At 62.8% G+C, this 24,225-nt stretch carries 19 protein-coding genes and 1 pseudogene; 11 read left to right on the forward strand and 9 right to left on the reverse strand.

Translation table 11 applies throughout. From position 1 onward, the window contains the following. Positions 1-104: 104 nt before the first annotated feature. A complete protein-coding gene (locus X735_RS162050; RefSeq protein WP_023809174.1) occupies positions 105-2,063 on the reverse strand; it encodes an acetoacetate--CoA ligase in 1,959 nt (652 codons plus the stop codon). 272 nt (positions 2,064-2,335) lie between these two features. Here X735_RS162050 and X735_RS162045 point away from each other — a divergent pair, with 272 nt between their 5' ends. Beyond that, positions 2,336-4,189 (forward strand): AsmA family protein, encoded by a 1,854-nt coding sequence (locus X735_RS162045; RefSeq protein WP_023809175.1) that lies wholly within the window; start codon positions 2,336-2,338, stop codon positions 4,187-4,189. A gap of 23 nt (positions 4,190-4,212) precedes the next feature. On the opposite strand, the gene X735_RS162040 is transcribed toward X735_RS162045, so the two are convergent. From X735_RS162040 to X735_RS162015, 6 genes are all read right to left on the reverse strand, one after another. Continuing rightward, entirely contained in the window at positions 4,213-5,031 is an 819-nt protein-coding gene (locus X735_RS162040; RefSeq protein WP_013530251.1) for an ABC transporter permease subunit, read from the reverse strand. A 4-nt stretch (positions 5,032-5,035) separates the two neighbouring features. Then, on the reverse strand, positions 5,036-6,010 hold the full coding sequence (locus X735_RS162035; RefSeq protein ID WP_023809176.1) for an ABC transporter permease subunit: 975 nt from the start codon (positions 6,008-6,010) through the stop codon (positions 5,036-5,038). Positions 6,011-6,018: 8 nt separating this feature from the next. Then, on the reverse strand, positions 6,019-7,158 hold the full coding sequence (locus X735_RS162030) for an ABC transporter ATP-binding protein (protein WP_013530249.1): 1,140 nt from the start codon (positions 7,156-7,158) through the stop codon (positions 6,019-6,021). Between the two features lie 84 nt (positions 7,159-7,242). Continuing rightward, on the reverse strand, positions 7,243-8,340 hold the full coding sequence (locus X735_RS162025) for a polyamine ABC transporter substrate-binding protein (protein ID WP_023809177.1): 1,098 nt from the start codon (positions 8,338-8,340) through the stop codon (positions 7,243-7,245). A 334-nt stretch (positions 8,341-8,674) separates the two neighbouring features. After that, positions 8,675-9,625 carry a DMT family transporter gene (locus tag X735_RS162020; protein WP_023809178.1) on the reverse strand — a complete coding sequence of 317 codons (951 nt, stop codon included), beginning with the start codon at positions 9,623-9,625 and terminating at the stop codon, positions 8,675-8,677. Positions 9,626-9,774: 149 nt separating this feature from the next. Further along, positions 9,775-11,217, reverse strand: a complete 1,443-nt coding sequence (locus X735_RS162015) for an XRE family transcriptional regulator (protein ID WP_023809179.1) — start codon at positions 11,215-11,217, stop codon at positions 9,775-9,777. 227 nt (positions 11,218-11,444) lie between these two features. Here X735_RS162015 and aceA point away from each other — a divergent pair, with 227 nt between their 5' ends. The 3 genes from aceA to X735_RS162000 all read left to right on the forward strand — a co-directional run bounded on the left by aceA (position 11,445) and on the right by X735_RS162000 (position 13,719). Then, complete coding sequence (gene aceA, locus X735_RS162010; RefSeq protein WP_023809180.1) at positions 11,445-12,734, forward strand: isocitrate lyase; 1,290 nt, start codon at positions 11,445-11,447, stop codon at positions 12,732-12,734. A gap of 59 nt (positions 12,735-12,793) precedes the next feature. Continuing rightward, positions 12,794-13,036 (forward strand): hypothetical protein, encoded by a 243-nt coding sequence (locus X735_RS162005; RefSeq protein ID WP_006202762.1) that lies wholly within the window; start codon positions 12,794-12,796, stop codon positions 13,034-13,036. 230 nt (positions 13,037-13,266) lie between these two features. Then, positions 13,267-13,719 (forward strand): response regulator, encoded by a 453-nt coding sequence (locus X735_RS162000; protein WP_023809181.1) that lies wholly within the window; start codon positions 13,267-13,269, stop codon positions 13,717-13,719. 67 nt (positions 13,720-13,786) lie between these two features. On the opposite strand, the gene X735_RS161995 is transcribed toward X735_RS162000, so the two are convergent. After that, positions 13,787-14,500, reverse strand: a complete 714-nt coding sequence (locus X735_RS161995) for an HAD family hydrolase (protein ID WP_023809182.1) — start codon at positions 14,498-14,500, stop codon at positions 13,787-13,789. 163 nt (positions 14,501-14,663) lie between these two features. On the opposite strand from X735_RS161995, the gene X735_RS161990 reads away from it, so the two are divergent. The 4 genes and pseudogenes from X735_RS161990 (at position 14,664) to X735_RS161980 (ending at position 19,004) form a co-directional block, all read left to right on the forward strand. After that, positions 14,664-16,100, forward strand: a complete 1,437-nt coding sequence (locus X735_RS161990; RefSeq protein WP_023809183.1) for a glutamine synthetase family protein — start codon at positions 14,664-14,666, stop codon at positions 16,098-16,100. A 41-nt stretch (positions 16,101-16,141) separates the two neighbouring features. Further along, positions 16,142-16,509, forward strand: a pseudogene (locus tag X735_RS1000000167110) (four helix bundle protein). A gap of 106 nt (positions 16,510-16,615) precedes the next feature. Beyond that, positions 16,616-17,902 (forward strand): FAD-binding oxidoreductase, encoded by a 1,287-nt coding sequence (locus tag X735_RS161985; protein ID WP_023809184.1) that lies wholly within the window; start codon positions 16,616-16,618, stop codon positions 17,900-17,902. Positions 17,903-18,164: 262 nt separating this feature from the next. Continuing rightward, the gene (locus tag X735_RS161980; RefSeq protein WP_023809185.1) at positions 18,165-19,004 is read left to right on the forward strand and encodes an SH3 domain-containing protein; all 840 of its coding nucleotides are present in this window, start codon (positions 18,165-18,167) and stop codon (positions 19,002-19,004) included. A 91-nt stretch (positions 19,005-19,095) separates the two neighbouring features. Here the strand turns inward: X735_RS161980 and X735_RS161975 are convergent, their stop codons facing one another. Beyond that, positions 19,096-19,842 carry an SDR family oxidoreductase gene (locus tag X735_RS161975; protein ID WP_023809186.1) on the reverse strand — a complete coding sequence of 249 codons (747 nt, stop codon included), beginning with the start codon at positions 19,840-19,842 and terminating at the stop codon, positions 19,096-19,098. A 312-nt stretch (positions 19,843-20,154) separates the two neighbouring features. Between X735_RS161975 and zwf the strand changes: the two genes are divergently transcribed. The 3 genes from zwf (at position 20,155) to edd (ending at position 24,219) form a co-directional block, all read left to right on the forward strand. Then, the gene (gene zwf / locus X735_RS161970; RefSeq protein WP_023809187.1) at positions 20,155-21,624 is read left to right on the forward strand and encodes a glucose-6-phosphate dehydrogenase; all 1,470 of its coding nucleotides are present in this window, start codon (positions 20,155-20,157) and stop codon (positions 21,622-21,624) included. Next, complete coding sequence (gene pgl, locus X735_RS161965; protein ID WP_023809188.1) at positions 21,606-22,322, forward strand: 6-phosphogluconolactonase; 717 nt, start codon at positions 21,606-21,608, stop codon at positions 22,320-22,322. The genes zwf and pgl overlap by 19 nt, the downstream gene beginning before the upstream one ends. A 73-nt stretch (positions 22,323-22,395) precedes the next feature. Then, a complete protein-coding gene (edd, locus tag X735_RS161960) occupies positions 22,396-24,219 on the forward strand; it encodes a phosphogluconate dehydratase (RefSeq protein WP_023809189.1) in 1,824 nt (607 codons plus the stop codon). Positions 24,220-24,225 lie beyond the last annotated feature (6 nt).

Below are 24,225 nucleotides of genomic sequence, written 5' to 3' on the forward strand. Positions count from 1 at the left end.
TTAACAACTCCTTACCGGGGCGCCGGAAAATTTACGAATGTGTACCACTCATGAAATCTAGGTAAATTCTAGCGAGATATTTCGTTAACCATGCCGGCTGCCAATTACTCGGCCAGCTGAGGCAGGTTCTTGAACAGCTCGAGCGCCTCTGGATTGGCGAGCGCCTCCTTGTTCTTGATGGCGCGGCCATGCACGACATCGCGCACCGCGAGTTCGGTGATCTTACCCGACTTGGTGCGGGGAATATCCGACACGGCAACGATCCTGGCCGGGACATGGCGGGGACTGGCGCCACTGCGGATCTTAGCGCGGATGCGTTTTTCCAGATCGTCGTCGAGCTGCACGCCGGCGGCTAGCCGCACGAACAGGATGACGCGCACGTCGTTGTCGAAGTCCTGTCCGATGCACAATGCTTCCAGGATCTCAGGCATCTGCTCGACCTGATTGTAGATCTCCGCCGTGCCGATCCTCACCCCGCCCGGGTTGAGCGTGGCGTCGGAGCGGCCATGGATGATGAGGCCGCCATGCTCGGTCCATTCGGCGAAATCGCCATGACACCAGACATTGTCGAAGCGCTCAAAATAGGCCGCCCGGTACCTCTTGCCATCGGGGTCGTTCCAGAAGCCGATCGGCATAGCCGGAAAGGCTTTTGCGCAGACCAGCTCACCCTTTTCCTGCCGGACCGGCCTGCCGTCGTCGTCCCAGACATCGACTGCCAGGCCGAGGCCGGGTCCCTGGATCTCGCCGGTCCAGACCGGCTGCGTCGGCACGCCGAGCACGAAGCAGGAGACGATGTCGGTGCCGCCGGAGACCGAGGCCAGGTGCACGTCCTTCTTGATGCCGTCATAGACGAAGCGAAAATCTTCCGGCGACAGCGGCGAGCCGGTGGAGGAGATTGCCCGCACAGTGGCCAGATCATGCGTGCGGATCGGCTTGAGACCAGCCTTGCGCACAGAATCGATGAATTTGGCCGAGGTGCCGAAAAAGGTCATCTTCTCGGCATCGGCGAAATCGAACAGCACATTGCCGTCGGGATAGAAGGGCGAACCGTCATAGAGCAGCAGCATGGCACCCGAAGCGAGCCCCGACACCAGCCAGTTCCACATCATCCAGCCGCAGGTGGTGAAGTAGAAGAAGCGGTCGCCATCGGTGAGACCGGCATGCAGCCGGTGTTCCTTGACATGCTGGATCAGCGTGCCGCCGGCCGAATGGACGATGCATTTGGGAATGCCGGTCGTTCCCGACGAAAACAGGATGTAGAGCGGATGCGAAAACGGCAGCGGCTCGAAAGTGACAGGCTTGCCGGCGAAGGGCGACAGCGCCTCTTCCAGCGCTACCGCCTTGTCGATGGTCCCGGCGACATCGCTCGATGTGCCGAGATAGTCGACGACCAGGATCTTGCGGACAGTGCCGAGCTTGGCCGCGACCGCGGCGATCTTGTCGGCGACTTCGATCGCCTTGCCATTGTACCAATAACCATCCGGCGCGATGAAGACGACGGGCTCGATCTGGCCGAACCTGTCGAGTACGCCCTGCTCGCCGAAATCGGGAGAGCAGGACGACCAGACGGCACCGATCGAGGCGGCGGCCAGCATGGCGGCGACGGTCTCCGGCATGTTGGGCATCATGGCGGCAATGCGGTCGCCCTTCTTCACCTTGAGCGACAGGAAAAGCTGCTGCAGCCGCGAGGTCAGCGCGTGCAACTCGTTCCAGGACAGCCGGCGCTCGACCTTGTCTTCGCCGCGAAACACGATTGCGTCGCCTGAGCCGGTCTTCTTCAGCAGATTCTCGGCGAAATTCAGTGTCGCATCGGGAAAGAAAGAAGCGCCGGGCATCTTGTCGCCGTCGACGAGCAGGTTATCGCCCTTGTCGCCGACGATGCCGCAGAAATCCCAGATCAGGCTCCAGAACCCTTCACGGTCCTCGACCGACCAGGCGTGAAGCTGCGAATACGAGGAAAACGCTACGCCGGCTTTCACTCCGGCGGCCTTGGTGAGGGCGGTCAAGGGTGCTGCGTCAATCTGGTCTTGCGTCGGGGTCCAGAGCGGTTGTCCGGCAGCCATGATCGTTCCTCCACGGTCGCCATCGCTTATGCATATCGCAGCGCAGCAGAGCAAGATTTTGTTCGGCTGATGCGACCAGATGTGCGCAAATGCCATCGCCGGGCCATAAAGACTTGAAATGCCTCAGCCCTAAGTCGTAGTGACAACTTGAAGTCGTGGTGGCGGCCGGAAGTGTGGTCACGACTGCAGTCGTAGTGACGACTGGGGGTCGTGGTGACGACTGGGGTTACACCCGTCGGGCGATTTGTCGGAATGGAAGCATACGGGGCCATATGCCATCATCTATGATCCGGCGCGGAATATGGGCGATCGGCGCTGCCGTGATCGTCGTCGCGCTGGTCGTTGCCGCCCTGCCGCTGATCGCCTCCACCCGTATCGTGCGCGACCGCATCGCCTGGGAAATGAGCGCGTGGAGCGGCTTCCGTGTCGCCATCGACGGTTCGCCGCGCATCGAGGTCTGGCCGACATTCCGCGCAATCCTGACCGATGTGACGCTTTCACAATGGACCGACACCGAGGCGCCGCCTGTGGTCGAGGCAGAACGGGTCGAGGTCGATCTTTCCGCCATGGCGGCGCTACGCGGCGACGTGGTGTTTTCGACGGCGCGGCTGGTGCGGCCGACGATCCGGGTCCAGCGCACACCTGCCGGCCTTTTCCTGCCCGCTGTCCCCACCGGCGGGCGCATCACGCGTTCCATCGACACGGCGCGCGGCGTGGTCAATGCCGACCCCGCCAAGCCGGACCTCGACAAGCTGCCTACCGACACCTTCGGCACGGTCGAGTTTCGCGACGGCCGTATGGTCGCCTCCATCGGCGGCAAGGACGTCGAGATCCTGAGCAGTTTGAACGGTCAGGCGAATTGGGCGGCGATGAACAGCAATGCGACGCTGTCGGCAACAGGGATCTGGCGGGGCGAAAGCGTCGCGCTGGACGTCGCCTCGGCCAGACCGCTTGTGCTGTTTGCCGGCGGCACGGCGCCGCTGACGCTGTCCTTCAAGGCGGCACCCGCCACCTTCTCGTTCGACGGCACGGCCAGCATGTCTGAAAATACCTATTTCGACGGTCAGGCGAAGTTCTCGGCACCCTCGCTGCGGCGTGTCCTGGAATGGTCGCAGGCCGGCATCGCTCCGGGTGCGGCGATCGGCTCGGTCAGCATTTCGAGCAAGATCACCGCGACCGGCGGGCGCGTCAAGTTCGACAACACGGCGATTGCGCTCGACAACAATCCGGGGATGGGTGCACTGGACCTCTCGCTTGGTGAAGCACAACCGGTAATCTCCGGCACGCTCGCCTTCGACACGCTCGACCTCAGATCGTTTCTGTCAGCCTTCACCCCGCTGGTGCCGACCGGAGGGGCGGGGCCCGGCGAAATCGACACAAGTTTCGCCGACAAGATCAATCTCGATCTCAGGCTGTCGGCAGCGCACGCCACGGCGGGGCCGATCCAGCTCGCCGACGTCGCCGCCACCGCCCAGGTCAAGGATGGTCTGTCCGTCTTCGACATCTCCGATGCCTCGGCCTTCGGCGGCAACATCCAGACCAGCCTTCGCTTCGATCGCAAGCCGGAAGGCTCGCAGGTCGAAATCCGCCTTCTGGCGTCCGACATCGACGGCGGTGCTTTCGGTACGGCGGCAGGGATGACGCGGCTGGTGCCAGTCGGCACGGGCACCGTCTCGGTGATCCTCAAGGGGCCGGGCAGAACCTGGGATTCCATCTTCGACAATGCCGACGGCTCGGTCTCGGCGACCTTCGGGCCGGGTGCGTTGAGCAAGCTCAACCTGCCGGCCTTCCTCAAACATACCGAACAGGGCGGCTTCTTCGCGCTCGACGATGTCTCTGACGGAACATTGCCGATCGACGGCGCCGAGATCAAGGCCACCATTTCGAAGGGCGTGGCGCGGATCGACAAGGCCGAGGCCAATTCAGCGAAGTACAAGATCTGGCTGTCCGGCATCGCGTCCTACGCCGGGCGCGGACTGGCCTTGTCCGGCGGCGTCATTCAGCCTGAGCAGGCGGCAACGCAGGCCAACGGCCAGCAAGGTCCCAACCAGTCGTCGTTCTTCGTCGGCGGGACATGGAGCACGCCGTTCATTTCCCCGATCAGCCGCGGCGTTTCGGGGGAATAGGCCGCCACCGCGCCTCCTATCTTTCACCCGCGCTGCGCGGCCTGCTCGTCGAGCTGGCGCTGCACCTCACGCCGTTTGTTGGCAAGCGAGGCGATGATGACGCCAATCGCCACGACGGCGATCAGAATGGTACAGGCGGCGTTGATTTCCGGCGTCACGCCGAGGCGAACCTGGCTGTAAATCTTCATCGGCAGCGTCGTCGCGCCCGGCCCGGAGGTGAAGCTGGCGATGACCAGATCGTCGAGCGAAAGGGTGAAAGCCAGCATCCAGCCGGAGACGATCGCCGGCATGATAACCGGCAATGTGATCTGGAAGAAGGTCTTCACCGGCGTTGCGCCAAGATCCATCGCGGCTTCTTCCAGCGAGCGGTCGAAGGTCATGAGGCGCGACTGCACGACCACGGCGACGAAGCACATGGTCAGCGTGATGTGGGCGAGCGTCACGGTGAGGAAGCCGCGGTCGAGCCCGACGGCGACAAAGAGCAGCAGCAGCGACAGGCCGGTGATGACTTCCGGCATGACCAGCGGCGCAAAGACCATGCCGGAGAATAGCACCCTGCCCTTGAAGCGCGTGTAGCGGGTCAAGGTGAGTGCCGCCAGGGTGCCCAGCACCGTCGCAACCGTGGCCGAGATCAGGCCAACACGCGCCGTCACCCAGGTCGCGTCCATGAGGCCTTGGTTGTGGAACAGCGAGACGTACCATTTGGTCGAGAAACCGCCCCAGACCGTGACCAGTTTCGATTCGTTGAACGAGAAGACGATGAGCAGCACGATCGGCAGATAGAGAAAGGCAAATCCAAGCACGATCGAGGTGATGTTGAAGCGGCTCCAGGTGGCGTTCATGAGGTCACCTGTCCATTTCCTGAGCGCGCGCCTGGGCCCGCTGGAAGAGCATGATCGGCACGATCAGCAGCAACAGCAGGATGACGGCGACGGCCGACGATACCGGCCAGTCGCGATTGGCGAAGAACTCGTTCCACAACGTCTTGCCGATCATCAGCGTCTGCGATCCGCCGAGCAGATCGGGAATGACGAACTCGCCGACGGCCGGAATGAACACCAGCAGACAGCCCGCGATGACGCCGGGCAGCGATAGCGGGAAGGTGATCTTCCAGAACGCGCTGGTCGGCGGACAGCCGAGATCCTTGGCTGCCTCGATCAGCGAATAGTCCATCTTCTCAAGCGCGGAATAGAGCGGCAGCACCATGAACGGCAGGTAGGAATAGACGATGCCGATGAAGATCGCCGTATAGGTGTTGAGGATGATCAGCGGCTGGTGGATGACGCCGGTGGCGAGCAGCAGCTGATTGAGCAGCCCTTCGGGCTTGAGAATGCCGATCCAGGCGTAGACGCGGATCAGGAACGAGGTCCAGAACGGCAGGATCACCAGCATCAGCAAGGTTGGGCGGATCGTCGCCGGCGCGCGCGCCATGCCGTAGGCGATGGGATAGCCGACGAGCAGTGTCAGGACCGTCGAGACCGCGGCGATGATGACGCTGGTCACATAGGCGTTGAAGTAGAGCGCGTCCTGCGTCAGCCAGGCGTAGTTGTCGAGGCTGAGTTGTTTCAGCTGGGCGAGGAACCCGGAAACGCCGCCGCTGAAATCGAGCGCCGGCGTATAGGGCGGAATGGCGATCGCCGTCTGCGACAGCGAGATCTTGAAGACGATGACGAACGGAATGAGGAAGAAGAACAGCAGCCAGACATAAGGGATGATGATGACCAGTCGGCCAACGAAGGCAGCACCCAGCCTGGCGAGGATGGATTTGCCGGCATTGGTCGTCGGAGAGGCTGATGCGGTGGTGACGGCGGCGCTCGACATGGTCGCCCCTACCGCGTCAGCACGACGCCGGCGTCGGGCCGGAAGGAAACCCAGGCGCGGTCGTTCCAGCTCAACGGATCCTCGGTGATGCGGGCCGCGTTCATGGTGCTGGCGCGCACCACCTGGCCGTCGTCCAGCCTGACATGATAGACGGTCATGTCGCCGAGATAGGCGATGTCGTAGACCTCGCCCTCGATGGCGTTGACCGCCTCGGCCGGCTTTTTCGACGACACCTTGATCTTTTCGGGCCTGATGGCGAAGGTGACGGCCGTCCCGGCGCCGGCCGTCCCGGCATTGTCGGTGCGGATGGTGATGCCGTTGCCGGCGTCGATACTGGCGCTGCCGGCCTCGCCACGCGCGATCTTGCCCTCGAACATGTTCACATTGCCGACGAAGCCGGCGACGAAGCGCGACCCCGGCGCCTCGTAGACTTCGGCCGGCGTTGCCACCTGCATCACCTCGCCCTTGTCGATGATGGCGATGCGATCGGCCATGGTCATCGCCTCTTCCTGGTCGTGGGTGACGACGACGAAGGTCAGGCCGAGGTTCTGCTGGAGGTCCATCAGTTCGAACTGCGTCTCTTCGCGCAGCTTCTTGTCGAGAGCGCCAAGCGGCTCGTCGAGCAGCAGCACTTTCGGCCGTTTGGCGACCGAGCGGGCGAGCGCGACGCGCTGGCGCTGGCCGCCGGATAGTTGGTGCGGCTTGCGCTTGGCGAACTGCTCGAGTTTGACCAGCTTCAGCATCTCGGCAACGCGCGATGCGATTTCGGGCTTCGGCATGCCGTCCTGCTTGAGGCCGAAGGCGATGTTGTTCTCGACCGTCATGTGCGGGAACAGCGCATAGGACTGGAACATCATGTTGACCGGCCGCCGATAGGGCGGGATGCCGCGCAGGTCCTGGCCGTCAAGCAGGATGCGGCCGGCTGTCGGCTCCTCGAAGCCGGCGAGCATCCTGAGCAGCGTCGACTTTCCGCAACCGGAGGCGCCGAGCAGCGCGAAGAACTCGCGCTCGAAGATGGTCAGAGACAGATTGTTGACGGCGGTGAAGTCACCGAACTTCTTGGTGACGTTGTCGAACTGGATGTACGGCTTGGCATTCGGGTCGTTCCACGGTGCAAAATCCCTGCGGATGCTGCCAAGCGATTTCATGTCCCACTCCGTCCTGATTTTCTTGCTTCTTGCCCCAGGTAGAAACGGTCCCGGCAGGTGGCTGCCGGGACCGTGTCGGATTGCTTACTGGCCAGTGACGATCTTGGTCCAGGTGCGCGTGATGACGCGCTGGGTCTTGGGATCGTACGGCGAGACGGTGTAGAGCTTCTTTATGGTCTCGGCATCGGGATAAACCGAAGGATCCTCCAACAATGCCTTGTCGACGAATTGCTGCGAGGCCTTGTTGCCGTTTGCGTAGAGCACGTAGTTCGACGACTTGGCGATAACTTCCGGCTTCATCATGTAGTTGATGAACTCGAGCGCCTCCGCGACATGCGGCGCATCGGCAGGGATCGCCATCTGGTCGAACCACATCTGAGCGCCCTCCTTCGGCACGGAATAGCCGATCTCGACGCCCTGCTTGGCCTCGACCGCGCGGTTGCGGGCCTGGAACACGTCACCCGACCAGCCGACCGCCAGGCAGATATCACCGTTGGCGAGCGCGTTGATGTATTCGGAGGAATGGAACTTCCTGATGTAAGGCCGGACCTTGAGCAAGGTCTCCTCGGCCTTGGCGATATCATCGGGTGACGTGCTGTTCGGGTCGAGGTCAAGATATTTCAGAGCCGCCGGGATGATATCTGCCGGCGAGTCCAGCACGTAGACACCGCAGTCCTTCAATTTGGCCAGGCTATCGGGATTGAAGAAGACATCCCAGCTGTCGATCTTGTCGGTGCCGAGTGCCGCCTGCACCTTCTTGATGTTGTAGCCGATGCCAACCGTGCCCCACATGTAGTTGACGGAGTATTCGTTGCCGGGGTCGTACTTGGCGGTGCGCTCGGTAACCGTATCCCACATGTTGGAAATGTTGGGCAGTTTCGACTTGTCGAGCTTCTGGAACACACCGGCCTGGATCTGGCGCGCGAGGAAGTTGCCGCTGGGCACGACGACGTCGTAGCCGCTGCCGCCGGCAAGCAGCTTGGTTTCCAGGATTTCGTTGGAATCGAAGGTGTCATAGACGACCTTGATGCCGGTTTCCTTGGTGAAATCGTCGATGATCGAACTGTCGATGTAGTCCGACCAGTTGAAGACGTTGACGACACGATCCGCGGCGTGACCGCCGACGGTGAAAAGTGTCAGGAATGCCGAGGTAGCCGAAAGCCAGAGCGCTTTGCGGATCATGCTATTCTCCTTTGATGAGTGTTCCTTCACCGGCTCGTCGCGATATCAGCGCGACCGGCATTTTCTTCAGACTATTGAGCTTTCCAAGGGGCGACAAGCGCGAACTGCCGACACCATGCAGGCGGTTCGATGAGATGGCTCGATGCCCCTGAGGCGGCCTGGGAGGCATACCGTCATAGGCTTTCGCCGTGGCGCGGGCAGAGATACGACGATATGGTCCGGTCTCGATCGGACCGGCTGGGAGACTTGGCAAGATACGCCTGTCTTGTTGTTGCCGTATTCCCAGCCTGCCCGTGCTGCAGCGACGTTGTCAATGGCAAAGCTGCAGGCCGCTTCAATTAGGCGACGGCACCCCGGTGACCCCGGCGCGTTCGGGCCGTGCCTGGCGCTTGAATTCGAGCCCGATATGGACGAGCAGCGCCGTGACCACAACCGCGCCACCGATGATGGTGCGCCCCGACGGCACCTCGGAATGGATGAGCCAGACCCATATCGGACCGAGGATCGGTTCGAACGTGCCGAGCAGCGCCGCGATGGCCGCCGGTATCAGCCGCGCTCCGGTGGCGAAGAAGGCGAGGCCGAGGCCGAGATTGACCACGCCGAAGGCAAACAGAAAGCCCATGTCGCTGACCGACACGGCGAAGGTCGATGCCTGCGAGACGGCAAAGCCGGCCGCGAGCATGGTGCCGAGGCACGTCGCCGGCGTCATGCGCACGCCGGAAAACCGCCGGGTGATGACGGTGGCGACCGAGAACATGACCGCGATCAACAGCGCCAGCCCATCGCCTATGGGCGAGACGGCGCCATCCAGCGATTCCGACACCATGATGGCGACGCCGGTGATGACGGCGGCGATTGCCACCCATGTCGCGACACCAACCCTTTCGCGAAACAATGCCCAGGCAAACAGCGCCGCCAGCAACGGCACGCCGGCCTGCATCAACAGGATGTTGGCGACGGTGGTGTAGGCCAGCGCGACGACAAAGGCTGTGGATGCGGTGGCGAAGCAGATCCCGACGGCAAGGCCGGGCAGACCCATGTCGCGGAACAGCTTCAGCGTGCCACGCCAGCCGTCACGCCAGACCATGAAGCAGACCAGGAAGGCGGCTGCCCAGACGGAGCGCCAGAAAATGACCGTCCAGCTGTCACCGACAGTGATGAAGCGGGCGATGGTGCCGCCGAAACTCCACATCAGCGCCGACAGGAAGACCAAAAGCATGCCGACGCGTTCCTCGCGCGGCGAGACGGCTGGCGATGCGACGATCGGCGATGCGGTATCGATCATGAGCGCGACTGTCGGGCTTTTGTGGACGGGACGATGCGCAAGGGACGACAAAAAGATGCTCTGTTCGCGTAACGCAAAGGCGCAGGCCGGAACTGAGCCAGCGGCCGGCGACAATTGTGGCACCTTGCTCCTATTTCAGAGGAACACGGCTACTGGAAATCGAAGGCACTCAGGCCCGTCACCATCTCGTCGAGGCCGAGCGGGCGCGTCACCGGCGGCTCGGCGCGCGCCAGGCAGCCGACGCGTTCGCAAAGCCGGCAGGCAGGCCCGACCGGCGTCGCCGCGATACTGCCAGCCTTTGCGGTGATTGCCGCACCGGGTAATGCCGCGCCATAGACGATGTCGTCACGAAAGCCGATGTCGCAGCCAAGCAGCAATGCGGTGCGGCGCGGGCGTTCCGAGAACGCGCCTTGCGGCCCTTCCAGTGTGCGGGCGATGCACAGGAACTCGGCGCCGTCGGGCATTTCCACCGTCTCGACAAATATCTGGCCGGGTTGGGTGAAGGCAACATGCACGGGCAGCTTGGGACAGCCGCCGCCAAAGCGGCTTTGTGGAAACCCCTGGCTGCCGGCCTTGCGGAAGCGGTTGCCTGCATTGTCGACCTCCAGCATGAAGAACGGCACGCCGGAGACACCCTGCCGCTGCAGCATGGTCAGCCGGTTGGCTGCCTGTTCGAAGGAGACCCCGAAGCGCGAACGCAGGACATCGATGTCGTAGCGGGCGCGCACGGCAGCCGCATGAAAGGCCTGATAGGGCATCATCAGCGCATGCGCCGCATAACGGCCAAGTTCGAAGCGGGCCAGGCGGCGCGCCTCGTCGGTGCTCAGCTTGAGCGCCTGGATCTCGCCGGCGACCGCGACCGTCATGCGGATCAGGCAGGCCTCCATAGCGACTTCGCGCAACTGGTCGAACGGCGACAGCCGTTCGGACAGGAACAGGCGCTGCGAATGACGATCATAACGGCGGCGCCAGTTCGGCATGGTCGCGACCGGCAGCACCTTGACCACGATGCCATATTCGCGCTTCAGCCAGGCCTTCAGCGCGCCGAACAGATCGTCGCCGGGATCGAGCACCGAGGTGAACGCCGCGGCCTCCTCCTCGAGGGCAGCAAAATGGTTCGGCCGGCGCTCGAAAATCTCGTGCACCTCGTCGATCGGCAGGCGGGCGCCGGAAAGCGCCGTCGCCCGACCTTCGCGCGCCAAAAGCTCGTTGAGATCGGACAGGCGCTCGGCCTGCTCGCGATAGGCGCGGAACAGTTTTATCACCGCCGCGGACGCATTGGGCGCCGCCTCGGCAAGCTCGATCAGTTCCTGATCACCCGGCAACTCGCCGACCAGCAGAGGGTCGGTGAACACTTCCTTCAAGGCAGCGACAGATCCCCTCGCCTCGCCCTGCAGCTCGTGTGGATCGACCTTGTAGACGGAGGCCAGCCTGAGGATCAGCTGCACCGTCAGCGGCCGCTGGTTGCGCTCGATCAGATTGAGATAGGATGGCGAAATGCCAAGACCCTCGGCCATCGCCGTCTGGGTCAGGCCCTTGGCGTTGCGGATGCGGCGGATGCGCGGCCCGGCGAAGATCTTCTGGTCAGCCACGGACTGTCCTTTACAGCATTTACACGAATTTTCTGGGCTTTGGCCTTTTACAACAATGACAAATTTACAATGCACCTCTGTCAAACACAACACAGGTTTTCTCTTATATTCTGCCGGCTTTGTGGATTTATGTGGCTGATTTCGCGCAGAAATGTAAATCCAGTCATACCCAACGACCCCAAATTCTTGACGCCTTGACACAGATCAGCAATCCCTCGGAGTGACCAATGACTGATTTTTACAACCTCGTCCCATCGGCCCCGGAAGGTCGCTTCGACGGTATCGAACGGCCCTACTCCGCGGCGGATGTGAAGCGCCTGCGCGGTTCGGTGCAGATCCGCCAGAGCCTCGCCGAAATGGGCGCCAACCGGCTGTGGAAGCTGATCCACGAGGAGGACTTCGTCAACGCGCTCGGCGCCATGTCCGGCAATCAGGCGATGCAGCAGGTGCGCGCCGGGCTGAAGGCAATCTACCTGTCGGGCTGGCAGGTTGCCGCCGACGCCAACACGGCTGGTGCGATGTATCCGGACCAATCGCTCTACCCGGCCAATGCGGCGCCCGAACTGGTCAAGCGCATAAACCGCACGCTGCAGCGCGCCGACCAGATCGAGACCTCCGAAGGCAACGGGCTTTCGGTCGAGACCTGGTTCGCGCCGATCGTTGCCGACGCGGAAGCCGGCTTCGGCGGACCGCTCAACGCCTTCGAAATCATGAAGGCCTTCATCGAGGCGGGCGCCGCCGGCGTCCACTATGAGGATCAGCTTGCGTCGGAAAAGAAATGCGGCCATCTCGGCGGCAAGGTGCTGATCCCGACCGCGGCGCACATCCGCAACCTCAATGCCGCGCGCCTGGCGGCGGACGTGATGGGCACGCCGACCCTGGTCGTCGCGCGCACCGATGCGGAAGCCGCCAAGCTGCTCACCTCCGACATCGACGAACGCGACCAGCCTTTCGTCGACTACGACGCCGGGCGCACGGTGGAAGGTTTCTACCATGTCAGGAACGGCATCGAGCCCTGCATCGCCCGCGCCATCGCCTATGCGCCTTACGCGGATCTGATCTGGTGCGAGACCTCGAAACCCGACCTGGCACAGGCCAGGAGATTCGCTGAGGGCGTGCGCAAGCATCATCCCGACAAGCTGCTCGCCTACAATTGCTCGCCCTCGTTCAACTGGAAGAAGAACCTCGACGACGCGACGATCGCCAGATTCCAGAAGGAGCTCGGCGCCATGGGCTACAAGTTCCAGTTCATCACGCTCGCCGGCTTCCACCAGCTCAACTATGGCATGTTCGAGCTGGCGCGCGGCTACAAGGCACGGCAGATGGCGGCCTATTCCGAGTTGCAGGAAGCGGAGTTCGCGGCCGAGGCCAATGGCTACACCGCGACCAAGCACCAGCGCGAGGTCGGCACCGGCTATTTCGACGCCGTGTCTATGGCGATCACCGGCGGCAAGTCGTCGACCACCGCCATGCATGAATCGACCGAGCACGCGCAGTTCAAACCAGCCGCGGAATAGCGGACCGCAGAAATACAGAGGGAACGCCCAACAGGGCTTGGAACACAAGGAGAAGACCAATGGCATCGATAAGCCGCGTCAAGGAACGCGCCGAGGAACAGTCGACGACGATGAGCGTCGACCAGCAGGCGACGATCCGCATGCTGGCCAACGACCTGCACCGCCTCAACCAGTCGGTGATGAAGGCGGTCGAGGCGGGCGTCTCGGTCGAGCTCGTGCGCTCGGCACGACATCACGGCGGCGACGGCAACTGGGGCGATCTGCTGATCCCGGTCATCGTCACGCAGCAGAGCCACGGCTGACCGAATCCATGCAACCGACCCTTCACCTGCGCAGCCTCTACGCAGGTGAATTTTCTTTTCATCAAGCTCACGTGTGGACAGTTGAGTACAGTAGCGTTGCTTGAAATTCACTGCTCCCGGCGATGATTTAGGGTACTTTTATTTCAACTTGACATAGGCTCCGATCTCACGCCAATTGCGCTCCGGATTCAACTCTGCATTGAAATAGGGGCGAGCTTCTTGGCCGACTTGTGTGCCCGGTGAACCGCGAAGGCGAGACTCCAAGACATCCGAATCTGGCGACCCGTGACTCGAGCGCCGAGGCGATCCGTGATCCGTCGCAGGTGCTTGTCGTCGGGAAATCGCCAATCAATCGCGTGGTGATTTCAAAGATCGTCGAGCGATCCGGGCTCAAGCCGATTTCGGAATCTCCCGACACGGCGGCAAGGATCTTGCGGTCCCTCATTCCCGGTGTGGTTGTCCTTGACGGCGGCGCCGACAACAAGGACTGCGAGAACCTGATGTCCAGCATCGCCGCGTTGCGCCGCGCCTCGGGCAAATCGCTGCCACCGGTAATCCTGCTGTCAACCAAGAATGGCGCGACGGAAAGTCTGGGCCTGTCTGGTATCATCGACGTGGTGGTCGCCAAGCCGATCACGCCCGAACGGTTGCAACCGGTGATCGATCGCCTCATCGGCCGCTAAGCTAATTGCGGGAAAGTGTGTAACGGTTTTCCGTCCGGAATTGAGCAAATTAGGTAAGGCCCGGCAATCACGGATCGATGATGCTTTCGATCAATCCGGGCAGTTGTCCGAGATCGGATATCTGGCGGAACCTCGATTCGGTTACCGGCGCTTCGACATGCTCCAGCACCCAGGTCAGTTCGTGCGGCACATGGACACCCCAGCCGCCGGCCTCGATGGCCGGCACCACATCCGACTTCAGCGAGTTGCCGACCATCATGCTTTTCGCGGCACCATCGCCGTGGCGGCTGAAGATCCTCCTATAGGTGGCGGCATTCTTGTCGCTGACGATCTCGACCGCGTCGAACAGATCGCCAAGGCCAGAGCCAGCCAGCTTGCGCTCCTGATCGAAGAGGTCGCCCTTGGTGATCAGCACAAGCCGGAATGCGCCGGCAAGCTTTTCGACCGTCTCGCGGGCGTGCGGCAAGGCCTCGATCGGATGACTCAGCATTTCGCGGCCGGCATCGAGAATCTCTGCTATGACCGAGGCCGGTACGCGGCCTTGCGTGACCTCGATCGCCGTCTCGATCATCGACAGGGTAAATCCCTTGATGCCGAAGCCATAGACGGCGAGGTTGCGCCTTTCGGCCTCCAGCAATCGTGCCGAGATATGCTCGGCTTCGCCATGGTCGACGAGCATGGCGGCAAAGCGCTTTTCCGTCAGCCGGAAGAACTGCTCGTTCTGCCACAGCGTGTCGTCGGCATCGAATCCGATCGTCGTCAGTTTGCCGTTGGGCCGCATTCAATTTCTCGATTAAGATTTGGGCCTCGATTGGAATTGCAACGGCCGAAACTAGGCCGATTGGCGTGATTTTCAACCGCACCGGCCAATGCCCGACGCGGCTCCCCTTCCCTTCCACAGGGGGGCACGGCTATACTCCACAATCCGCAACCCAATCTGGTGAATGATGCCGCCTGCAAAAAAGGAAGTCCGTCCGTCGAGCCGCGGAGGACGTGTCCGTACGCCTGCCTTCGTGAAAAACCAACGGGGCGTCAAGAACTGGAAGGAAGTCAGCGCCTGGCTGGAGTGGCGCGGCATCGAGGATATCGAGTGCATCACGCCTGATCAGGCCGGCGTCGCGCGTGGCAAGATGATGCCGTCGAAGAAATTCACCTCCAACACCTCGCTGGCGCTGCCGTCGGCAGTTTTCATGACAACGATTTCCGGCGGCTACCCCGAGGATGGCAACGGCTTCCATTACCCGGAAGACGACGGCGACCTCAAACTGATGCCGGACCTGTCGACGCTGACGGTGGTGCCCTGGGAAGAAGACCCGACGGCCGCGGTCATCTGCGATCTCGTCCACCAGGACGGACGCTCAGTCGAGTTCACGCCGCGCAACGTGTTGAAGCGTGTGGTGGCTGCCTATGACAAGCTCGGCCTGAAGCCAGTGGTGGCGCCCGAGATCGAGTTCTACCTGGTGCGCAAGAATCCCGATCCGGACTATCCGCTGACCCCGCCTGTCGGCCGGTCGGGACGCGCGATCGGCGGCGGCGCCGGCTATTCGATCGCCGGCGTCAACGAATTCGACGAACTGATCGACGACATCTACCATTTCTCCGAAAGCCAGGGCCTGGAGATCGATACGCTGATACACGAGGAAGGCGCCGGCCAGTTGGAGATCAATCTGCGCCACGGCGACCCGATCGAACTGGCCGACCAGGTGTTCATGTTCAAGCGCACCATTCGCGAGGCGGCGCTGAAGCACGAGATCTACGCCACCTTCATGGCCAAGCCGATCCAGGGGCAACCCGGCTCCGCCATGCACATCCATCAGTCGATCATCGACAAGAAGACTGGACAGAACATCTTTTCGGCCGCTGACGGCTCGGAAACCGACGATTTTTTCCACTTTATCGGCGGCATGCAGAAGCATGTGCCGAACGCGCTGGTGATGTTCGCGCCCTACGTCAATTCCTACCGCCGGCTGACACAGGCGGCGTCGGCGCCGGTCAACAACAAATGGGGCTATGACAACCGCACCACGGCATTTCGCGTGCCACGTTCGGATCCGGCGGCTCGGCGCGTCGAAAACCGCATCCCGTCCTCCGATGCTAACCCCTATCTAGCGCTTGCGGCATCGCTTGCCTGTGGGCTGATCGGCATCACCAACAAGATCAAGGCCGAGCCTCCCGTGCTGACCACCGCCAATGCCGACGAGATCGACCTGCCGCGCGGCCTGCTCGAAGCCGTCGACCTGTTCGAGGGCGACGAGGAACTCTGCGCGCATCTGGGCAAGTCCTTCGCCGCTACCTACGCGGCGATCAAACGGGCGGAGTTCGAGACCTTCATGGAAGTGATCAGCCCGTGGGAGCGGGAGTATCTGTTGCTGAATGTGTAGGGGAGTAAGGGGGCAGTAGGCAGTAGGGCAGTAGGGCAAGGATGGCGGCCAAGATTGAATCGTACAGGGATTTAATTGTCTGGCAGCAAGCTATGGATCTGGCGGTATCGATCTACGAAACAACCAGAGCTTGGCCAAGGGATGAGCTCTACGGACTGACGACTCAGGTACGCCGTGCAGCCACCTCCGTTCCCGCCAACACTGCCGAAGGTTACGGGCGAGAAAGCCGAGCTTCCTATCAGCAATTTCTCAGGATCGCCCAGGGATCCCTCAAGGAACTGGAGACCCATCGCTGATCGCGCAACGCGTCGGAATCGCCTCGCACGAGACGGTCGAACCACTGATGACCCGCAGTGAGAGCGTAGGAACGCTCTTGCGGCTTCTGATCCGAAAACTGTCACCGGAATAGCCCCACCTACTGCCCTACTGCCCTACTGCCCTACTGCCCTACTGCCCTACTGCCCTACTGCCCTACTGCCCTACTGCCCTACTGCCCTACTGCCCTAGGACTTCTCATGCCCTACCAATCCCCAATTTCCCCCGGCCGTTCCTGGTATGAGGACACGGCGGGACCGAGGCCCGAATATCCCGGACTGGATGGCGACCGGGCATGCGATGTCGTCATCGTCGGCGGCGGCTTTACCGGTCTGTCGGCGGCGGCGCACCTGGCCAAGGCAGGCACCAATGTCGTGCTGATCGACGCTTACCGCTTCGGCGATGGCGCCTCCGGGCGCAATGGCGGGCAGCTCGGCACCGGCCAGCGCGCCTGGGCCGAGGACCTGGAAGCCGAGTATGGCTTGGCCCGCGCCAAGGCGCTGTTTGGTCTTGCCGAAGAGGCCAAGGCGCATCTCCTCGAATTCACTGCCGCCAACCAGATCGATATCGACTATATGCCGGGCCAGCTCTCGGTGGCGCACAAGCCGCGCTATGTCGACGACTACAAGGCGCATGCCGAGATCATGGCGAGCCGTTTTTCCTACCCGCATATCTCGTTCATGGATGCCAGGGAGACGGCGGAGCGGTTGGGCTCGACCGCCTATTTCGGCGGCACGCGCGACACCGGCACCGGCCACATCCATCCGATGAAGCTGGTGATCGGCACGGCGCGGGTGGCAGCGCTTGCAGGTGCGCAGCTGTTCGAGGGGACGCCGTCGACCGGCATCATGTCCAGTGGCGGCAAGGTCAAGGTTTCGACACCGAGGGGGACGGTGACGGCGCAGAAATGCCTGATAGCGGTCAACGCCTATGGCGGCGCGCTCGAGCCGGTTAGTGCGGCGCACATCATGCCGATCGGTTCCTTCATCGGTGCGACCGTGCCTCTGGGAGCGGACTCGAACGTTTTGCCGGGTGGCGAGGCGGTCGACGATTCCCGCTTCGTCGTGCGCTATTTCCGCAGATCGAAGGACGGACGGCTGCTGTTTGGCGGACGCGAGGTCTATGGCGTCAACGATCCGAAGGATATCCACATTCACATCCGCCGCCAGATCGCGGAACTCTATCCGGCGCTCGGGGATGTCGAGATCACGCATGGTTGGGGCGGCTATGTCGGCATCACGGTGCCGAGAAAGCCTTTCGTGCGCGAAGTGATGCCCAATGTGATCTCGGCCGGCGGCTATTCCGGCCACGGCGTCATGCTGTCGAACTACTTCGGTAAACTCTATGCCGAAACCGTTGCCGGCAACCGCGACCGGCTGAAGCTGATCGAGGATCTGAAAATCCCGCCGTTCCCCGGCGGTCGGCGCTTCCGCACGCCGCTGCTGTTCCTGGCGCTCAACTGGTTTGCGTTGCGGGACAGGATCTAGCCGACCGACCTGATGTAATATTGTAATATTCATTGTAACATTTGTTGCCCGTGCGACGCATTGCGCAATTTCCCGCAAAGGCGCAGAATCCCCTATAATGGCGTACTGATGCCACAATCGCAGGCGAAAGCTGCCGGTTCTGGGCGATTGTTCGGGGATTGTTGCGGGACTGCCCGCGTTGTTTTTTTGACCTATGCGGATCAGACGCCGGACTTCCGGCACCGACCGATAGAACGTCGGCCCGCTTATGGAGGTGGCAAGAGTGAGAGAGCCCTTCAGTTTCGGTACGCCGGAACGTCGGCGCTTTGCCATGCAGTTCGGATACGACATGCGGCCCTCCTTCTGGCAGGAAGTCCGTTCGAACTCGCATCTGGTGATCGCCGCGATCGGCACTGCCGCGCTGCTTGGCGTCGCCGCCGTGGCGCTGTGGCTGGCATTGCCGGCCAGCGACAGACAAGCGGCAGCGAGCCCCGAACAGACCATTCCAACGGTTCCGGTGAAGACGACGAAAATAACCCCGGTTGGGGCCGCGGTCGCCGCGGCAGCCGTGCCGCAGGCGCGCAAGTCCGACGCTATTCCGACAACCGTGGCGGCCGCGCTAGCCAACATCCCCGCACTCGCCGCCAACGATCCGCGCTGGACCGGTTCGCAGCCGAAGGACGCCGCCACTTCCGATTCGACTGCCCCCAGCCAGGCAGCGGACAAGCAAGCTGCGGCATTCGCACAGCCGGCAGCCGCTACCGATGCCGCCACCGAACTTGCCAAGGTAGCCGCGCCCAGCGCAGCCGCGGGCAACCATCCCGACGGCGCACAAACCGCCGCCATTCCCGAGGTGCAGCCGCAAGTGCCGGCTCAAGAGCCAGCGGCAGAAGGCGATGACAGCCAGGCCAAGGCGAAGCCCAGGAAAGCCGCAGCCGCCGGAACAGGGCGCATCCTGAGGGCCGTGACCATGCGAAGCGGCCCGAAGAAAAATGCCGCCGCCATCGGTACGGTGCCAGCCAAAACCTCGGTGCAGGTGATGAGCTGCAAGAAATGGTGCCAGATCACCTACAACGGCAAGACCGGCTGGATCTACAAGAGTTACATCAAGACTGGCGCGTGACGTACCCCGCTCTGCGTGAGGCAGGCCTGTTGTTCTGATGCATGTCGTTCTCCCAAACCGGGGCCGCTTCCGAGCGACATACATCAGGCTTTCAGATGCAGCGGCCGCCATCGACCTCCAGCGCCACGCCGGTGATGAAGGCGGCCTCGTCCGAGGCCAGCCAGAGTGCGGCGTTGGCGATGTCGAGCGGCGTCGAAAGCCGGCCGAGTGGGATCGATGCGCGGAACTTCTCGCGGATCTCGGGCGTGTCGGCGCCCATGAATTTCTCCAGCATGCCGGTCTCGCCGGCAACCGGGCAGAGGCAGTTGACGCGGATGTTCTTCGGCGCCAGTTCCACCGCCATCGATTTGGTGGCGGTGATCGCCCAGCCTTTCGACGCATTGTACCAGGTGAGGCCGGGGCGCGGCCGCAGACCCGCGGTGGAGGCCGTGGTCAGGATGACGCCGCCGCCCTGCCGCTCCATGATCGGCACCACGGCCAGTGCCGCGTGATAGATCGCCTTCATGTTGACTGATGTTATCAGGTCGAAGGTGTCCTCGTCGACGTTGAGCATGTCGCCGTTGCGATGGGTGTAGCCGGCATTGTTGACCATGATGTCGATGCGGCCGAAGGCGCTTTTGGCGGCATAGATCATCTCGTCGAATTCGGAGCGTAGCGAGACATCCGTCTGGGTCCAGATCGCCGCTTCTCCGATCTCGCCGGCGACGCGCTCCGCGCCCCTGGCGTTGAGATCGGCGACAACGACCCTGGCGCCCTCCTGCGCAAAACGCCTGGCAATGCCCTCGCCAAAGCCCGACGCAGCGCCGGTGATGATCGCAACCTTGTTTTCCAGACGCATTTTTTTCCGCTCACTATTGGTGACGATCAACGGGCACGTCATTGGCGCTCATCCGCGCAAGCCACGGCTTCTGACCGGATTGGCCGAAAGATGTGGGTCCATCGCCGATTTCTCCTTTGGCTTTCGCGTCGATCCCGCTCTATGCTGCAACTGCGAAGGCTTCCGGAGCCGCGCCTTCGACAAGCCTCCGGGTCATCGGACTGTCAAGGGGCAGGCGCATACACCCAGATGTGACACCATGGCACTGGAAAATTTAAATCGATTAGATTATATCAGCCGCGTCACAGCGACCGGCGTCAAAGCGGACAGACCATGACCAGCCAGATCATCCCCGTCGAGCCTTTCGACTTCATCATTTTCGGCGGCACCGGCGATCTGTCGGAACGCAAGCTTCTGCCGTCGCTCTATTATCGCCAGCGCGACCATCAGTTTTCGGAGCCGACACGCATCATCGGCACGTCGCGCTCGAAAATGAGCGACGAAGAATTCCAGGCCTTCGCCAAACAGGCGATCTCCGAGCACGTCAAACCGGCCGACATCGACGCCAAGGAACTGAAGACTTTTCTGGCGCGGCTGTCCTACGTCTCCGCCGATGCGACGAGCGGCGCCGGCTTCGACAAGCTTAAGAAGGCGATCGGAGACAGCGACCGCATCCGAGCCTTCTACCTGGCGGTGGCGCCGGCGCTGTTCGGCGACATCTCGCACAAGCTGAAAGAGCACAATCTGATCACGCCGAACTCGCGCATCGTGCTGGAAAAGCCGATCGGCCGCGATCTCGATTCGGCACGCAAGCTCAACGACCTGGTCGGCGACGACTTCCACGAAAGCCAGATCTTCCGCATCGACCATTATCTAGGCAAGGAGACGGTGCAGAACCTGATGGCGCTGCGCTTCGCCAACGCGCTCTACGAGCCGTTGTGGAATTCAGCCCACATCGACCATGTCCAGATCACAGTGGCCGAGACCGTCGGTCTGGAAGACCGCGTCACCTATTACGACAAGGCCGGCGCGCTGCGCGACATGGTGCAGAACCATATGCTGCAGCTGCTGTGTCTCGTCGCCATGGAAGCGCCGTCATCGATGGATGCCGACGCCGTGCGCGACGAGAAGCTGAAGGTGCTGCGGGCGCTGAAGCGCATCAACGGCAACGAGGCGCCAAAGCACACCGTGCGCGGCCAGTACCGCGCAGGCGCCTCGGCCAGCGGAGCTGTAAAGGGCTATGTCGAGGAGCTTTCCCACGACAGCAATACCGAGACCTTCGTCGCCATCAAGGCCGAGATCGGCACCTGGCGCTGGGCGGGCGTTCCGTTCTACCTCAGGACCGGCAAGCGGCTGGCAACCCGGGTTTCGGAAATCGTCATCGAATTCAAGCCGATCCCGCATTCGATCTTCGGCGACAGCGCTGGTCCGATCTTCGCCAACCAGCTGGTCATCCGGCTGCAGCCCGACGAAGGCGTCAAGCAGTTCATCATGATCAAGGATCCGGGTCCGGGCGGCATGCGGTTGCGCCAGATCTCGCTCGACATGAGTTTTGCGCAGTCCTTCGATGGCCGCGCGCCGGACGCCTATGAGCGGCTGATCATGGACGTCATCCGTGGCAACCAGACCCTGTTCATGCGCCGTGACGAAGTCGAGGCGGCGTGGAAATGGATCGACCCGATCCAGAATGCCTGGGAAAGTGCCAGGCAGGAGGCGCAGGGCTACACGGCGGGCACCTGGGGCCCATCGGCCTCGATAGCACTGATCGAACGTGACGGGCGGACATGGCACGAGAGCAATTGAACAGCGCCGCCTATAGCTGGAACGGCTTCGCTGAGCGCCAGGAACTGGCGGCAGCCCTTGCCGGCCATGTTGCAGGCAGACTGACCAAGGCGATCGCCGAGCGCGGCACGGGGCTGCTCGCCGTCTCCGGCGGCACCACGCCGGCAAAATTCTTCGCCGCCCTTTCGGCGATACCCATCGCTTGGGACAAGGTGATCGTGACGCTGGTCGACGAGCGTTTCGTGCCGGCCTCTTCGCCACGCTCCAATGCCGGGCTGGTAGCCGCCAATCTGTTGCAGAACGCGGCCAAGGCGGCTCGTTTCGTGCCGCTCTATCACGAAGCCACCAGCATCGAGGATGCGGCCTCGTCCGACGATGCAGCGCTCCGGTCCTTGCCATGGCCGCTCGATGTCGTCGTGCTCGGCATGGGGCCGGACGGCCACACCGCCTCGTTCTTTCCCGATGCCGACGATCTGGCAACGCTGCTCGACCCGTCTTGCGACAGGATCGTGCTGCCGGTTCATGCGGCAAGTGCGGGCGAGCCGCGGCTGACCCTGTCGCTGGCGCGCATCGTCGAAGCCGGCTTCATCGCGCTGCACATAGAGGGTGAGGACAAGCGTGTCGCCTTCGACGGCGCGGTTGCGCCCGGGCCGCGAAAGCCAATCCGTGCCGTGCTCGACGCAGCACATAAGCCCGTAGAGGTTTTCTGGGCCCCCTGAATCTCGATTTACTCTGGTCCCGGCAAACGGCGGGAGGATGTTTCCGGGACCTCGCCTGAAAGGACCGACCGCCATGACCGCCAGACGCGACATCGAAGCCATCACCGAACGCATCCGCCAGCGCTCAAAGCCAGGCCGCGAGCGTTATCTCGGCCGCATCGCCGAGGCATCGAACCGCACCGCCAACCGGGCCGTTTTGTCGTGCGGCAACCTCGCCCATGGCTTTGCGGTGTGCAGCCCCTCGGAAAAGCTCGCGCTGGGCGCCGACAAGGTGCCGAACCTCGGCATCATCACCTCCTACAACGACATGCTGTCGGCGCATCAGCCGTTCGAGACCTTCCCCGCGCTGATCAAGGATGCGGCCCGCGAAGCCGGCGGCATTGCCCAGGTGGCCGGCGGCGTACCGGCAATGTGCGATGGGGTCACGCAAGGCCAGCCCGGCATGGAGCTGTCGCTGTTTTCGCGCGATGTCATCGCCATGGCCGCCGCGATCGGCCTGTCGCACAACATGTTCGACGCCGCCGTCTATCTCGGCGTCTGCGACAAGATCGTGCCGGGGCTGGTGATCGCAGCGCTCACCTTCGGCCATCTGCCGGCGGTGTTCATTCCGGCCGGACCGATGACATCAGGCCTGCCCAATGACGAAAAAGCCAAGGTCCGCCAGCTCTTCGCCGAGGGCAAGGTCGGACGCGCCGAACTGCTGGAGGCCGAGTCCAAATCCTATCATGGGCCGGGGACCTGCACCTTCTACGGCACGGCGAATTCCAACCAGATGCTGATGGAGATCATGGGCCTGCACACGCCGGGCGCTTCCTTCGTCAACCCTGGCACGCCGCTGCGCGAGGCGTTGACCCGCGAGGCGACGAAGCGGGCGCTGGCGATCACCGCGCTCGGCAACGCCTATACGCCTGTCGGCCGGATGATCGACGAACGCTCGATCGTCAACGGCGTCGTCGGCCTGCACGCCACCGGCGGCTCGACCAATCACACCATCCACCTGATCGCCATGGCGGCGGCGGCCGGCATAGCCATCACCTGGCAGGATATTTCCGACCTGTCGGAGGCGGTGCCACTGCTGGCGCGGGTCTATCCGAACGGCCTCGCCGACGTGAACCATTTCCACGCCGCCGGCGGGCTCGGCTTCCTGATCCGCGAGCTGCTCGACGAAGGCATCTTGCATGAGGATGTGCAGACGGTGTGGGGCGAAGGCCTGCGGCCCTATGCGGTCGAGGCAAAGCTCGGCGCCGACGGAGGCGTGGTGCGCGAGGCCTCGCCGAAGGCAAGCGGCGACGAAAAGGTGCTGGCGCCGTTCAACAAGGCATTCCAGGCGACCGGCGGCCTGAAGGTGCTGTCAGGCAATCTCGGCCACGCCGTCATTAAGACTTCCGCGGTGAAGCCGGAGCGGCGTATCATCGAGGCGCCGGCCAAGGTCTTCGACAGCCAGCAAGGGCTGAACGATGCGTTCAAGGCCGGCACGCTGATCGGTGATTTCATCGCCGTCATCCGCTTCCAGGGGCCCAAGGCCAACGGCATGCCGGAGCTGCACAAGCTGACTACCGTGCTCGGCATCCTGCAGGATCGCGGCCAGCGCGTGGCGCTGGTCACCGACGGACGCATGTCGGGCGCCTCCGGCAAGGTGCCGGCGGCGATCCATGTCACGCCGGAAGCGGTCGAGGAGGGTCCTATCGCCAGGATCCACGAAGGCGACATCATCCGGCTCGACGCCGAAGCCGGCACACTCGAAGTGCTGGTGCCGGCCGGCGACTTCGCTTTGCGCCGGACGGCGGATGCCGATCTCATCGGCAACGAGTTCGGTTTCGGCCGCGAGCTGTTTGCCGGCTTCCGGCAACTGGTCGGCCGCGCCGATCATGGCGCCAGCGCCTTCGGCACGACATGACGGCAA

The sequence above is a fragment of the Mesorhizobium sp. L2C084A000 genome (genome assembly GCF_000502875.1).
Lineage (GTDB): Bacteria > Pseudomonadota > Alphaproteobacteria > Rhizobiales > Rhizobiaceae > Mesorhizobium.